The organism is Bifidobacterium biavatii DSM 23969 (assembly GCF_000741165.1).
Lineage (GTDB): Bacteria > Actinomycetota > Actinomycetes > Actinomycetales > Bifidobacteriaceae > Bifidobacterium > Bifidobacterium biavatii.
This window is the reverse complement of the sequence record NZ_JGYN01000002.1, coordinates 1-14,244: the sequence shown is the minus strand read 5'-3', so window position 1 is coordinate 14,244 and position 14,244 is coordinate 1. Positions and strand designations below refer to the sequence as shown.

10 protein-coding genes are annotated in these 14,244 nt (G+C 58.9%); all 10 read left to right on the top strand.

Translation table 11 applies throughout. From position 1 onward, the window contains the following. The first annotated feature begins 34 nt into the window (after window positions 1-34). Entirely contained in the window at window positions 35-1,831 is a 1,797-nt protein-coding gene (locus tag BBIA_RS00410; protein ID WP_051923591.1) for a SpaH/EbpB family LPXTG-anchored major pilin, read from the top strand. A gap of 192 nt (window positions 1,832-2,023) precedes the next feature. After that, window positions 2,024-3,157 (top strand): class C sortase, encoded by a 1,134-nt coding sequence (locus BBIA_RS00405; RefSeq protein ID WP_081891744.1) that lies wholly within the window; start codon window positions 2,024-2,026, stop codon window positions 3,155-3,157. Further along, entirely contained in the window at window positions 3,141-4,148 is a 1,008-nt protein-coding gene (locus tag BBIA_RS00400) for an isopeptide-forming domain-containing protein (RefSeq protein ID WP_051923590.1), read from the top strand. The genes BBIA_RS00405 and BBIA_RS00400 overlap by 17 nt, the downstream gene beginning before the upstream one ends. A 187-nt stretch (window positions 4,149-4,335) precedes the next feature. Beyond that, window positions 4,336-5,463 carry a hypothetical protein gene (locus BBIA_RS00395; protein ID WP_033496187.1) on the top strand — a complete coding sequence of 376 codons (1,128 nt, stop codon included), beginning with the start codon at window positions 4,336-4,338 and terminating at the stop codon, window positions 5,461-5,463. Window positions 5,464-5,518: 55 nt separating this feature from the next. Next, complete coding sequence (locus BBIA_RS00390; RefSeq protein WP_033496189.1) at window positions 5,519-6,103, top strand: DNA N-6-adenine-methyltransferase; 585 nt, start codon at window positions 5,519-5,521, stop codon at window positions 6,101-6,103. A 56-nt stretch (window positions 6,104-6,159) separates the two neighbouring features. Then, window positions 6,160-8,439, top strand: coding sequence for a hypothetical protein (locus tag BBIA_RS00385; RefSeq protein ID WP_033496191.1), 2,280 nt, complete (start codon window positions 6,160-6,162; stop codon window positions 8,437-8,439). Window positions 8,440-8,963: 524 nt separating this feature from the next. After that, window positions 8,964-11,000, top strand: coding sequence for a beta-N-acetylhexosaminidase (locus BBIA_RS00380; protein ID WP_238548380.1), 2,037 nt, complete (start codon window positions 8,964-8,966; stop codon window positions 10,998-11,000). A gap of 129 nt (window positions 11,001-11,129) precedes the next feature. Beyond that, window positions 11,130-11,969 carry an acyltransferase domain-containing protein gene (locus BBIA_RS00375; RefSeq protein ID WP_033496193.1) on the top strand — a complete coding sequence of 280 codons (840 nt, stop codon included), beginning with the start codon at window positions 11,130-11,132 and terminating at the stop codon, window positions 11,967-11,969. 418 nt (window positions 11,970-12,387) lie between these two features. Further along, on the top strand, window positions 12,388-12,975 hold the full coding sequence (locus tag BBIA_RS00370; RefSeq protein ID WP_152600656.1) for a hypothetical protein: 588 nt from the start codon (window positions 12,388-12,390) through the stop codon (window positions 12,973-12,975). A gap of 171 nt (window positions 12,976-13,146) precedes the next feature. Then, a partial coding sequence (istA, locus tag BBIA_RS00365; protein WP_238548390.1) for an IS21 family transposase occupies window positions 13,147-14,244 on the top strand: 1,098 nt, incomplete at its 3' end.

Here is a 14,244-nt window from a genome sequence, read left to right as displayed (position 1 = left end):
ATGCCAAAGGCAATTAAGGAGAAAGGATACAGTGATGAAGTCACTGATCAAGAAACTCGCAGCGGTGCTCATCGCCGTTGCGACCACGCTCGGCTTCGCCGGGCTCGGCGCCCTCACCGCAACTGCGGATGACACTACTAACAGCACCTCGAATGGTGAAATTACCGTAAACACGTCTCGTACATTCGCTGGTGAATTGAAGCTGTACCAGATGTTCACTGCCGAAGTGGAATCTACGGATAACACCAACGACAAGGAGAAAGTTTCTTACAAGCTGACTGAGGCTTGGAAGACATTCTTTACCAGCGATAATGAGAAGGCGGCCGGCACCGAGTTCACCGAGACGGACACCACGGAAAAGGCTGCTCTGTCTCAGAAGGCTGTGGACTATATTCAAGGGCTGAGCGAAACGGATCTTGCCGCTTTCGCTAACAAGGCGCAAAAGTGGGCTTCCAACGAGTCCATCACCCCGACGAAGGATTCGAATGATGAAGCTGATACGGCGAACAAAGCTACCGGAAAGACGACCTACACTTTCACCGGTCTTTCTCTTGGCTACTATTTGGTTGCTCCCGCTGACACTCAGAAGGGCCAGTACACTGTGGACGGCGAGTATCACGCCCTGCTGGTGAACCTTACCGATACCACCAACAACGTATCCATTCAGCTCAAGCACGAGTTCCCTGTCATTGACAAGAAGATCACCGAAACTGACGATAACACGACGACGGACAAGAACGCTACTGACAAGAATGTTGGCGATACCGTTACCTACAAGCTGTCCTCCACTGTGGCTAAAGACTACAAGGATTACAAGAAGGGCTACGTGTTCACCTTCACCGATACCCTGTCCAAGGGCCTGACTCTGCGTCAAGGGACAGCTGATGCGACCACGGACAACTTTGATCCGACTGTCAAGATTAAGAATGCTGGCGTGAATAATGCTGACATTACTTTGGAGAAGGCTAATGGCTACTACACGGTGAAGGTGGACTCGAATACTGACGGTACGACCTCAATCACCGTTGAGATGAAGGATATCCAGAACTGGAAGAACGAAGACGGTACGCCTCTTAATGTAGGCGGCAAGGCCATCACCGTTGAGTACACCGCTCAGTTGAACGAAAATGCTGTGGCTGGCAGTGAAGGCAACAATAACTCCGCACAGATCACGTACAGCAACGATCCGAACAGCAACCAGACCGGCACCTCCACGCCGAGCGAAGTCAAGGTGCACACCTTCGGATTCACGATCGACAAGTTCACCAGCAAGAACGAGAACTCCTACAACGAGTCCTCCGAGCGCCTTGGTGGCGCCAAGTTCAAGGTGTACGCAGATGCGAACAAGACTACCGTGCTGAAGTTTAAGTTCACCGCGGGTACTGGTAATACTCCGGCCACTGCTGTGTATGCTAAAGATCAGAATGCTACTAGCGGTTTGACTGAGGAACTCGTTACCCCGAAGTACGGTCGTATCAAGGTTTCTGGTCTCAAGCAGGGAACCTATTATGTGGAAGAGACTGCTGCTCCGGAAGGCTACCACAAGCTGGATAATATGATCAAGGTGACTATCGAAGCTACCTACGATCAGACTACGGGCAAGCTTTCCTCTTGGGATATCAAGTACTCTGAGAACAAGCAGAATGCCACTGAGTCCACCCGCAAGGGTGAACCGCCGGTTCTGCCTGTGTGGAACTCCAACTCGAAGAATCTGACCCTCCCGTCCACCGGTGGCTGGGGCACCATGCTGTTCACCGTTGTCGGCGTGCTGGTTGTGGCGTTCGGTACGGTTTGGTATGTGAAGTCGGGGCGTAAGGATTCGGGTAAGTAAGTGCCATTCTCTCGGCTTCTCTTGCTGGGGGAGCTGGCAGCCTTGGGTTGACTGAGGGGTAGTTGGAGGCTTTGTGGCTTCTGACGCTCCCCCAGTCAGCCTGCGGCTGACAGCCCCCTCAGCCGAGGGGGCCGAGGCTACCGCCAGCTTTATAGGTGCTGTTGGAGTTGTGAAGGATGATGGAAGGGCGTTATGAAGGGGAGAGTGCGGCGGATTGTGCCGTTGGTGGTGATCGCGGTGGGACTGCTGGTGCTGTTCTATCCGACGATCAGCAACTTTCTCATCATGAAAAACGCCTCCCGCGTCGTCGGCAACTATGATTCGCAAGTCAACTCGCTGACCGACGAACAGTATCAGCAGATGATCGACGCGGCGCACGCGTACAACAAGCGTCTCGCCGAACAGAACGCGGGCGCGACCGACGCGCTCTCCGGAGCTGTCAACACGCCGTCCAACGACAAGGAATACAACAGTCTCCTCAACCTGAGCGGCGACGGCATGATGGGCTACCTGACCGTACCGCGGCTCAAGGAAACCATGCCGATCTACCACGGCACCAGCGAAGAAGTCCTCCAATCCGGCATCGGACACCTCGAACAAACGTCGCTGCCGGTCGGCGGCGACACCACGCATGCGGCCCTCTCCGGGCATCGCGGCCTGCCCACGGCCAAACTCTTCACGGACTTGAACCTGATGAAAACAGGCGACAAGTTCTACATCAAAATTTTGAAAGACACGTACGCGTACCAGGTCGACAAGATCACCACCGTCCTGCCCACCGACACGAAGGAGCTCGTGATTGAAAAAGGCAAGGACCAGGTCACGCTCATCACCTGCACGCCGTACGCCGTCAACACGCACCGACTGCTCGTGCGCGCGCATCGCATCCCGTACACGCCGGAAGACGAGCAGGATGCCAAGCCCACGTTCCACGTGGACATCCCGCTCCAATACGCGCTCCCGTCGATCGCGCTCATCCTCTTCCTCATCGGCTGGCGCATCTGGCGGCGGCGCGACGAGAAGCGGCGCCGCGTCGACACGGCCGAACAGGTTGTCAACAGCGTCCTCGGCTTGAACGGTGGCGCGACGTCAGCGGCGGTCGCAGCGGGCAAATCGGCCGCATCAACCGCATCCGCGAAGGCCGAGGCCAACGATTCCGGTGCGATCGTGGCCGCGAACGATACGATTGCGCCGTCGTCAGCGCCAACGTCAACGGGCAACGACGCGGCGTCATCGTCGCAATCATCGGCATCAGCATCATCGTCAACGACATCATCGGCAACACCAACAAGGAAAGGACCGGCCAAACATGGCAGACATGCGTAACACCACGCGCGGCAACCACCATGCCATGTGGCAGCCGGCACTCCGGCCGTCAACGCCGACGCCGGCCCAACCCAAACACCACGAACCCTCCCCGGTGCGATCGTCCGCATACAAGCCGCTCGAACGGATACTCGCCATCCTGCTCGCCGTCGGACTGGTCATGCTCGGCATCATCGCCACGGCCGCAAACGCGCCCCGAGCGGTCGCGGCCGAAACCGTGACCGGCAGCCTGACCGTAAGCGCCGTATGGAACCGGGACACGAGCAGCGCCCTGCCGCTCGCCGGCGACACGTATTCGATCGTGCGCGTCGCCTCCGCCGACCTCGACGGCAACGGGCGCGTCAAAGCATTCCACATGCTGAACACGTTCTCGGAATTCAGCTACAACTGGGGCCACATGGACCCGTCCGCATACAACGCGGCAGCCAAAACGCTCACAGACTACGCGACCGCGCACCAACTGTACGAACACGCCGGCGTGACCGACGCGAACGGCTCGCTGACCTTCCGCAACCTGCCGATCGGACTGTACCTCGTCGCGCGCACCGGCATCGCCACCGCAAACCAGCGGTATTCGTGCGACCCGTTCCTCGTGGCTGTGCCTGGCAACGCGGACGACGGCACCGGGCAGCTCAACGTGACCGTCGAACCGAAATTCTCCGACAACGGGGGAGGAACACCCGGCGAACCGGGCGAGCCCGGGGAACCCGGCAAACCCGGGGAGCCGGAGAACCCCGGCGACAATCCAGGTGACAATCCGGGGAATGAGCCCGGCGAAACGCCCGGCAACACCCCCGGCGGCACCGGCACCACACCGGGCGGCACCAACACCAACACCAACACCAACACTGGCACCGGCACCACCGGCAAGCCCGCCGACACGGGCGCCGCCGTCAGCACCATCGCACTCGCCGCCATCGCCCTCACCGTCGCCGCCGTCATCATCCGCGACCTGCGGCGCGACCGCAACACCGTCAACATCAGCGAATAAAGCGAATCCCCGGCTGAGGATTGTTCCCGCGACGGCTGACTCTTCGCTTTTTGGGGTGCATGGAAAGTTGTTCGCTGGTATCAGGATCGCGCCACAGTGCGATTCCGATACAACGGCAACCTCGTCATATATGTCAAAGTATGAATAGTCGGTATACTGAGCACTATTCACAAGGGAAGGGACCATCATGGCATATTGTTCGATCAATGAGATGCAGAAGGCCTTGGCGGGGTCAATGTTCGCGAATCGACCCGACGCCAAAAAAGCCGCCGGGCGTGCGCTGGGCGCCATGCTTGAGGTCATCACCTTCTACCTGCTCAAGGATTACGGGCTGGTGACCAACATCGCCATCGAGCGCTCGCTGAAAGAGTATGCGAACGAATCCGTGGGCCATAACGTCGAATTCACCCTTCACGCATCCGCCAAGATCGGATGGGTTCCGCGTCCCGCGAATGGGCAGATGACCGCCAAAACCGTGAACAGCGAGCTTGAACTGCTCTCCGAACATATCATCGACGAGCAGTTCAAGGAGAAGGACAATCGACCGTTCCGCCGGGACGGTTTCATCAAGAACGCGGCGACTCTGTACGAAGGCACCAACGAACACGGCGAAGACGTGATCATCAACGCCTATCCGGATACCGAGCATGGCACAGCAGACATCTGTCAATTGCAAAGCAAGCCGTTCGCCATGTTCGAATGCAAGCGCGTGGGCGTCGAAGAAGGCATGAAAAAAGGCCCGCAGACCATCGAAAAGGCGAAGCAGGGCGCATACGTGGCCCTTGCCGCTTCCAAACTGCAGAAATTCCGCCGTTCCGACGGCAAGCAGATGGGCATCCTGGAAAAGCGCGACGGCAGTTACCTGATCAAACCGTACGACGAGATGCTGCAAACCATCATCGACGATTTGGACCCGTCGGAGTTAGACGGCATCGTGCTGACGGTCGGCGTCATCAGCGACCACGGAAACTGGTTCTCCAGCGACCGCAAAAACAAGGAAACCCAAGTTCTTTCAGACGCGTACGACTGGCTGCTGTTCCTGACCGACGACGGTTTGGCCGCTTTTATTCAGGAAGTGCTGTTGGGCGGCGACGCTTCCATGAACGACGTGCGTGACGCTTTCCGGCAGAGCACGATTGAGAAGAACGCCAAGTTCACCAAAACCATACTCCCGGCAAATGCGGATCGGGCGCTCACCCGTTATTTCGCCCAGAACCGCGATCGCATAGCGTCTTGGTTCAATATCATCACTCCAGCCGGAGGCACGTTGGACCAACTGTTCGGTATGCTCAAACGAATCGCCGAACGCGAATAGCCGTTAAGCAACACCTGCAAATTACCATTACGAACTGGAACGAGGAGAAATTCACGTGACGGCTGGACGCCATCCAGTATCCCAAACCAAGCATTGGTGCACGCCGCAAAAGTATGTCGATGCTGTGACTGAGGTTTTTGACGGGCAGATTGATTTGGATCCCTGCTCCAACGAGTATTCCACGGTCAACGCACGCGTCGAGTACATATTGCCGGAAAACGATGGTTTGCGCGATTCGTGGGATTATGACCGCATCTATGTCAATCCGCCGTACGGGCGCGATGTCGAACACGGCACCACCATTGCCGATTGGTTCGTGCGCATCGCCGATGCCGTGGGGCGAGGCTCCGAAGTCATGGCCTTGGTGCCGGTGGCGACGAATACCGCCCATTGGAAGGATTTCGTATATCCTGTGGCGTCGGCGATCTGTTTTCTGTACGACACGCGTCTCCACTTCGTCATCAACGGCAACGAGGACACTAAAGGCGCTCCCATGAGCTGCTGCATGATCTACTATGGCGACAATCCGCGAAAATTCGGTCGGGTGTTCTCCCGATACGGTGCCGTGGTGTTCCTCGACGACGCCATGATGCCTCGGACACGCAACGGTAAAATCATCAGCGAGAACACGCTGTTCTAATTCTGTCGAGATTAGGCGGCGGTCATCCTGCCATTCGGGACGGAAAGAAGCGAGATATGGGCGACGAGGCGAACAGATACGGTTGGAAGGGCATGAAATACCCGCGCGGATGGCAGGTCGGCGACGACTACATGGAATTCGCATGGAAGTGCGCCATGCTGCTCCTCGGACAGCACAAATGGATCAAACGCCGCGTGGAAAACGTCTCGTTCACTGACCAAGGCACTACAAGACGTGCCATCAGTCTCGACTTCTCCCTGCCCAAAGACAAGTTCGTCGCCTATTCAAACGACAATGAACAGCCCAGAATCGCGGTTCCTGTCACGTTTCTCGGCAAAGGCGACCTGATCCACGCGGACGTCGTCGACGGTGGCGGACAATCCGTGCCATTGGCCGGCCTGTTCGACAATCGTGAATTCGCGTACGCGGCGCTCGACTATCTGTTCAACGACATGGCCGAGAAACTCAGCGAGCTGGGGGTGATCGCCGGCGCGCACGACGCGGAAACGGACATCGCCATACGCATGACGGCAGCCGAAAAAGCGGCCGACAAGGAATACGCGAAAACGCACGGCGGCAAATCGATGCCGGACGGAAAGCGTCACGAGACGCGGATCTCTCTGGCGAAAACCGTCAAGACGACGGTGGATACGGTGCAGCCGGCGGAACGGCTCGCGCGCCGAATCTGGTGGCACGCCCGAACCCGGCTCGTGAACCGGATCATCGCAGCCAAGTCATTCAGTGGCCGCGACATTCCGCCGGACAAGCTGAACGAATGCGATATTCTGACGACGGTCACCAACTATCAGCCGTCCTACGATTGGACGCTCCGGATCCTGTACGAGGCCGTGATGGCGAAACGCGGCGATGATCCGCAGATGCATGAGAAGCGGAACGACAATCTGCTTCGTCTCCTGCACATTATTCGGCAAGACGGCAACGTGTCCGGACGCGAAACCATGATCTGGGAAGAGGATGGCAACGCGGCCAAACGCCTACGCACGAAATTCTTCTCGGATTCGGTTTTCGAGGCGTTCCTTGACGTCATGGAACAGATCGTCGCCGCAATCGAGGCGAAGGCAAACGCCGCCGATTCGGCAGTCGCGCAATCGGCATCCGGCGAGACGGCGGCGTCCGACGGCGGACGAGACGATCTCAACAGCGGCAACAGCCGCAATGGCAGCGGTAATCGCGGCAATGCCAACAATCGCGACGGCCGCAACGACTGGAGACTCCCCGCCGAATCGTTCATCCTGCTGCTGTCGTCGTTCTCCAGCGCGTATCCGTGCATCATGCTCATGGACGAGGAGCAGGTCGCGAAACGCAACGTGGCCAAACTGTCGTTCGACACCGGGTATCGCGAAACGAAATGGGATCGGCTCACGCATCCGAACTCCATCCATCTGGACTTCGCATTCCAGATGATGGGCGCCGAGTCGAACCATGTCGAAATCGGCCGTCTGGCGAACAGCGTGATCGCCGGGCTCGAATGGGATGCGCGCGGCGAATCGCTGAAACCGCTGCGACTCAGCGTCAACTCCGGGCGCGTGCACTTGAGCGGCAGCTGGATGCGCTATCTTCCGTTCGCGCATCTGAAACTGAAACTGGTCAGCAGCCTTTCCTCCGTCCTGTCGAACATCGCGTGGTCGTCCGCACTGACGTTGTTCGCGTTATGGAACACGCTGCACGCGTTCGGCATATTCGGCAATCATTGGAACGATCTGTACAACGTCGGCAACATGCTCGCCGGCCTCGCCCTGTTCTTCACGCTATGGGTGGCCCGACGATTGAACGATGTGCAGCACGCGGTGTCGCAGGAGCTCAGCTCGTACCCCAACCTGCTCGTATACGGAAACTTGATTCTGGCGACCGTGTCGTACCTTGCGTCGGTCGCCGACAGCAACAGCGACGGCACCACCAATTTGCACGCCATACTGCCCAAGCCGTTCGAGTGTTCGATCAGCGTGATTTGCCTGGTGCTGTCGATGATTCTGACGCTGATCGTATGGCATGGGCTGTTCTCCCGGCAACCGGACCACGCGAGCACGAACCCGGATTTCGACGGCGCGGAAGACATGGGCAGACAGCCGATTCCCATGATCAACACGCCGGAGTTCCGGCAGAAGAGGCAGGCGGGAGGATTCTCCGAGCAGTACCGTCGACTGGTCGAGCGTATTCGCCGACTGCCCATATTCCGGGAGGATGAGGAGCGCAACCGTTCATTGTTCCCGTCCGAAACCGGTGCCTACATGATTCTGGAAGGTGCGGGCGAGTTCCGCAAGGACGTTATGGCAGCCCGCTGCAGCTACGTGAACGGACGCTGGACTCAGCGCTAGGGTTGGCGACGGTTGATGGTCGACGGAGTGTCTGGGTTTGGGAGTCTGGATAGTCGGTCTTTTGCTGTGCGGTTGCGGATGTATCGATCATTGCGATCGTTGCGATGATTGTGATCATTGCGGGCATATCGTGGTTATTAAGAGGACTGTTTTGCGGGTATATCGTGTTGCCTTACTCGATTGCGGGCATATCCTGCCCACGTGCCGCCGATTTTCCTCCGACAATGGTCACGATCTGCCCGTAAGGCCACAGATGGTCACGATATGCCCGAAAAGCATGCTTCGTAATAGTCACGATATGCCCGCATGCGCATGTTGACGGATGCAGGATGGATGATGGCAGGCTGGTTGCGGCTTAAACTGACCGTGATATGCCCGTTGAATCCGCGGTGTCTGCCTGTCGTGGTCTTTTTCATGCTCGTGCAGCATAACATGGTTAAGGGCATCACCGCCGGCGCCACCAAGGCTGATCGTCGAGGATTCGCCGCGGATTCCCGGCAGACGTCGTTTCATCAAGGAGGATCATGCAGTACAGCAACGGTACGCAAACCATTGATTTCGAACTCATTCCGCAGCCCAAGGAGGTGCGTGTCGGCACGGGGGCTCCGGTGCTGCTGCCCGTGGGCGGGCGAGTCGTGGAAAATCTGCCCGACGATCCGGCCTGCGTTTTCGCGCGGCAGATCGTCGACGACATCCGGCACAGCACCGGACTGTCGTGGGACGTCGCGCGCGGCGACCATTGGCACGCGTTCATCCGCATCGGCACGGACGCGAATCTCGCGTCGGACGAGTATCGACTCAACGTGACGTCGGACGGCATTACCGTCACGGGCGGTGGCGCGGCGGGCGTGCGCGACGGCGTGCAGACGCTCCGGCAGTTGATCCGGCAGACCGCGCCGGCAATACCGCCGATCACGGTATCCGACAGTCCCGCGTATCAGGTGCGCGGCTATTATCTCGACGCGACGCGCGGCCGCGTGCCCACGCTCGACTGGCTCAAACGCTGGGCCGACAAGCTCTGCTTGTACAAGTACAACCAGCTCCAGCTGTACATCGAGCACACGTTCAAATTCGACGATCTGAGCGAAACGTGGCGCGGCGTCAGCCCGCTCACGCCGTCGGACATCATCGAGTTCGACGACTACTGCGCAAAGCTCGGCATCGAACTTGTCCCGTCCGTATCCACGTTCGGCCATCACTACATGGCATTGCGCACGCACGAACTGCGCCGGCTGGGCGAATTCCCCGAACAGGCCGACCGTCCGTACAGTTTCGTCGAACGCATGGAACACCATACGCTCAACATCACCGAACCTGAGTCGCTGGAACTGTCGTTCAAACTGATCGACTCGTATCTGGAACTGTTCCGCACACGCAAGTTCAACATCTGCGGCGACGAAACGTTCGACCTGGGCAAGGGGCGCTCCAAGCCCGAAGCGGAACGCGTCGGCGTGGCCCGCATGTACGCGGACTACGTGACCAAACTCTGCCGGCACCTGTCCGACAAGGGTCGCGAACCCATGTTCTGGGGCGACATCGCCGTGGAAATGCCGGAAATCCTGACCATGCTGCCCAAAAACGTGTTGCTGCTCAACTGGCTGTATTCGCCGAACATCACCGACGACAAGGTGCGGCTCGTGGCCGAATCCGGCGCCACCCAATACGTGTGCCCGGCCGTGTGGTGCTGGAACGCGCTGCTGCCCCGCTTGGACTGGGCGTGGAACAACATCACCCGGCTCGCCAGGTACGGTCTGGCCTATCATGCGGCCGGATTCCTCGTCACGGACTGGGGCGACTACGGTCACGTCAACGATCCGCGCATGGCGATCCCCGGCATGATCTACGGCGCGCAGGCGGCTTGGAATCCGGAAGCCGTGGAGCATATCGCCGACATGAACCGTCGGATCAGCGTGCTCGAATACGGTGACCGGACCGGCAAGCTGCTCGCCGCGCTGCGTGACACCTCCGAACAGGTTGGCTTCGGGTGGGACAATCTCGTCCGCTATCTCGAACTGGATGAGGACCGCCGCGGCACGCTGAACCAGGACGTGCTGCACGCGATCTGGACCGGCGAGAACGTCTACGCGCCGCTCATCCACAACAGCACGACGCTCGGCGAAGCGCGCCGCAATCTGCTCGCGTGGCTGAAACCGAGCCTCGATCAGGTGGCCAGTCGCAACGCCAATCTGGATCGGGCGCTCGCCGAGATCGGCATTGCGGTGGCGGGCGCTGCTGGATCGGACCATGCCAGCGTGCTGCAGCCGATCATGATCGCGATTCGCGGACAGCAGCTGCTGAACGACGCCGGCGTGATACTCGCGTGGCTTAACGGCGTTGCGGTTGGTGCTGCAGACGGCGCCGCAAACGGAGCTGCAAACGGTACTGCTGTTGCGGACGACGATGCGAACGCACGCGCCGACGCCCGCCTGACCGCCCGTCGGCTGGAGGAATGGTTCGAGGACTACAGTGCTGTCTGGCGTGAGGTCAGCCGGCAGGGCGAGCTCAGTCGCATCGCCGACGTCGTCTGGCGTCTCGCCGACGAACTGCGCAGGGCCGAATAGGCTTGTTCGAGTAGCCACGGCGATGGGGGAGCAGGGCCGGAAGCGGCATCTTGCGGTCCCCCATCGTCGTGGCGACCTCTTATCGACGTATTATCGGCGTAAAGGAGCAGACGTTATGGAGCAGGTGTTATGACGGGGAACGAGCGGGATATCGTTGCCGGCGTTGCGCGTCGCATAGCCTTGCCGCAGCCGGTATTCGACGATGTGCTGCAGATCGACGACGATCTGTCGGCCTTGGAACCGCATGTGCAGAACATGACCGATCCGAAAATCAGACGGTCGGCGTGGACGACGCTTCGGCAAATGATCGGCAGTGATCCGCATGGATGGAAAATGCTGCGCGCAATGCTGTATGCGGCAGGCGCATACACGTTGCCGGTGTATCGGCAGCGCGGTATTACAGACGACGTGTTCGACGCGACCATGGCGTGTTTTTCCCGGTTTGTCGGTGAGCATCGAGTCAGTTACGGGGAGTACGGCTTCGACCGGGATTTTTGGACCATCCGCCAATTGAGCGGAAGGCTTTACCGATTGGGGCAGCTCGAATTCGAAATCGCCGACCGGCAGGATTCCCCGACGGGCGCACTGCGCTCGGTCTGCATTCATATTCCGTCGGATGCGCTCCTGACCCCTGAGTATTGCGACGAATCGTTTGACTTGGCCCGCAAGTTTATCGGCCGGCATTTTCCGGAATGGGAAAACGCTCCGTACGAGTGCGAATCGTGGCTGTTGTCTCCGACTCTGCCGATGCTGCTGCCGGCAGATTCCAACATTCTCAAGTTCCAGCGTCGGTTCGTGCTCGTCGGCACCGATATGGATGCGCCGGATTGGCGCGAATGGGTGTATCAACGGTCTGATAAGCCGGTTGCGGAATTGCCGGAACGCACGTCGCTGCAGCGAGCCATGAAACGGCATCTCATGCAAGGCGGTAAGGTCGGCGTCGGTACGGGACGGCTCGTGACGGCGTGATGTGCTGGAGCGATTGGTTGATGCGATTGTCCGTGTGATGTTTTGTCGTGATGTGCTGTCACGCTCACGATTTGCTTAGAAAGCATCGCCACGCAGGAACGACGGCAATGGTGCCGGATGGTATGGGTGGCGCGGATGACACGACGATGGTGGTTTTTGTTCCTGAAGCCGGGCCTTCATTCGTTTTGAGTGAAGATTGTGCAGCACCTTCATTCACAACGAATGAAGATTGGATTGCATGACCCAGCGAATGCGTGGCTTGGGATTATGTTCGAATCCGTGTGGCACTATTCTTGCAATGACGCGATTTATAGGGTGATATAGGGGAATATATCGGGTTGTGTGATACTCTGCTGCGCCAAAATCAGGCATGATGCCCCCTATTTTCGGGGGAAAGGTGTATGTTCTGGTAACTGAGATGAGATTGGTGAACACAACAGCAAAAGAATGCTGGGAAACGGCGAACTGGAGTATGACACGATTCACGCGCTGGTGCGGCAGGGCTACGGCTTGCTTATTGGCTTGCGGCTTGGCCCTGTCCACGTCCGTGACCGCCACTGCGGATCCGGAGATCAGCGACGTTGCTGCGCCGACGGTTGCTGCCGATCAGATGCCCGCAGTGCAGACGGCTGTTGCCGTCGCTGATGGATTCGACTGCGCCAACGTCACCGCATGGAATGCCCTGTCCGCGTGTGTTCAAGCCGGCGGCGTCACGACGATCACTCAGGCCATTGATGTTCCGGCAGATCAGTATGTGACCGTAAGCAAGGCTTCCACGTTGCTGTCTACTGTCACTGGAACTGCCTTGAACGCAAAGTATGATGCATCGGTCGCTAACAAACAGAATGCCGTATTCAATATTCAGGAAGGCGGCACATTGACTATCGGTGCGGCCGGCGGCACAGGATTCGAGTATTCAGGTAATACGCGCGTATTCGCCTATGTGAGCGCCGTGAATGGCAACGCCGGCACCCTCGCCGTTGCCAATGAGTATTTGAGTTTTTGAGGGCCGGTGTTATTGCGGTTCAGGGCCATTGCGGGGTTTATGTGGTTATTGTTTTTCAAGGCCGTGGGTATTGTCGTTGAAGGCCGGGGATGGTTAGGCTCCTTTCACCATGCGAGGGACGTGTGGTGAAAGGAGTTACCTATCATGGTACGGAAAATCAAGGCGAAGCAGGTGTTGCGCCTGCATGCGCAGTCATTGTCGGGCAGAATGATCGCCCGGTCGCTGGGTGTTTCGCGTGACAGCGTCGCCATGGTGATCAAGACTGCCGCTGATGCCGGGATCGTCTTCGATGACGTCTCGGCGAAGAGTGATGACGAGGTGTACGCGCTGCTGTTTCCCGGCAGGAACGAGCATGAAAGCGCGTATCGGCAGCCGGATTGGCCGGCGGTTCACCGCGAACTGGCCAGGGTGGGCGTGACGTTGCGTCTGCTGCACGCCGAGTACCGGGATTCCTGCCTGTCGGATGGTGTTCCGGCGATGGGTTATGACCGGTTCTGCAAGCTGTACCAGTCGTATGTCGTGGCTCATGGGATCACGTCGCGGGTGGAGCGCAAGGCGGGTAGCACGATCGAGGTGGATTGGGCTGGTCCCACGCTCGGGATCGTGGATCCGGTGAGCGGCGAGAGCGCGACGGTGTACTTGTTCGTGGCGTGTCTGCCGTTCAGCCGGTACGCGTTCGTGGAACCCGCGCTGGATATGAAGGAAACGACGTGGCTGGCCTGTCACGTGGCGATGTACGAGTGGTTGGGTGGTTCCACGCCCCGATTGGTGTGTGACAACCTCAAGACCGGCGTCGTCGCCCATCCGCGTGAGGGCGAGATCGTACTCAACGAGCGCTACCGCGCGCTGGCTGATCATTATTCAACGGCGGTGCTGCCGGGCAGGGTGAGGCGTCCTCGGGACAAAGCCAGCGTGGAGAACACGGTATGGCACGCGACCATGGCCCTAGCCGGCGCGATGAGAAACCGGACGTTCCACTCGCTGCCGGAACTGAAGACAGCGATCCGCGAATGGCTTGCGGCGTATAACTCGGCCCCGTTCCAGAAACGCGAGGGCTCCCGTCAAGCGGTGTTCGACGAAATGGAACGGCCGTTGCTCACGCCGTTGCCGGCGGTCCGCTTCGAAGTGGCCGAATGGTCGTACGCGCGCAAGGTGCAGGCCAACTGTCATATCGCCTACAACAACAACTGGTATTCCGTCCCGTACGCGTACGTGGGACGCACGGTGGACGCGCGCGTGGGCGCTGACCGGCTCGAGATCTGGTGCGAC

Excerpts from the sequence above, each read along its gene's own strand:
- BBIA_RS00395 (WP_033496187.1), top strand. The coding sequence starts at position 4,336 with ATGGCATATTGTTCGATCAATGAGATGCAGAAGGCCTTGGCGGGGTCA.
- BBIA_RS00375 (WP_033496193.1), top strand. The coding sequence starts at position 11,130 with ATGACGGGGAACGAGCGGGATATCGTTGCCGGCGTTGCGCGTCGCATA.
- BBIA_RS00410 (WP_051923591.1), top strand. The coding sequence starts at position 35 with ATGAAGTCACTGATCAAGAAACTCGCAGCGGTGCTCATCGCCGTTGCG.
- BBIA_RS00405 (WP_081891744.1), top strand. The coding sequence starts at position 2,024 with ATGAAGGGGAGAGTGCGGCGGATTGTGCCGTTGGTGGTGATCGCGGTG.
- BBIA_RS00370 (WP_152600656.1), top strand. The coding sequence starts at position 12,388 with ATGAGATTGGTGAACACAACAGCAAAAGAATGCTGGGAAACGGCGAAC.
- BBIA_RS00380 (WP_238548380.1), top strand. The coding sequence starts at position 8,964 with ATGCAGTACAGCAACGGTACGCAAACCATTGATTTCGAACTCATTCCG.
- BBIA_RS00385 (WP_033496191.1), top strand. The coding sequence starts at position 6,160 with ATGGGCGACGAGGCGAACAGATACGGTTGGAAGGGCATGAAATACCCG.
- BBIA_RS00400 (WP_051923590.1), top strand. The coding sequence starts at position 3,141 with ATGGCAGACATGCGTAACACCACGCGCGGCAACCACCATGCCATGTGG.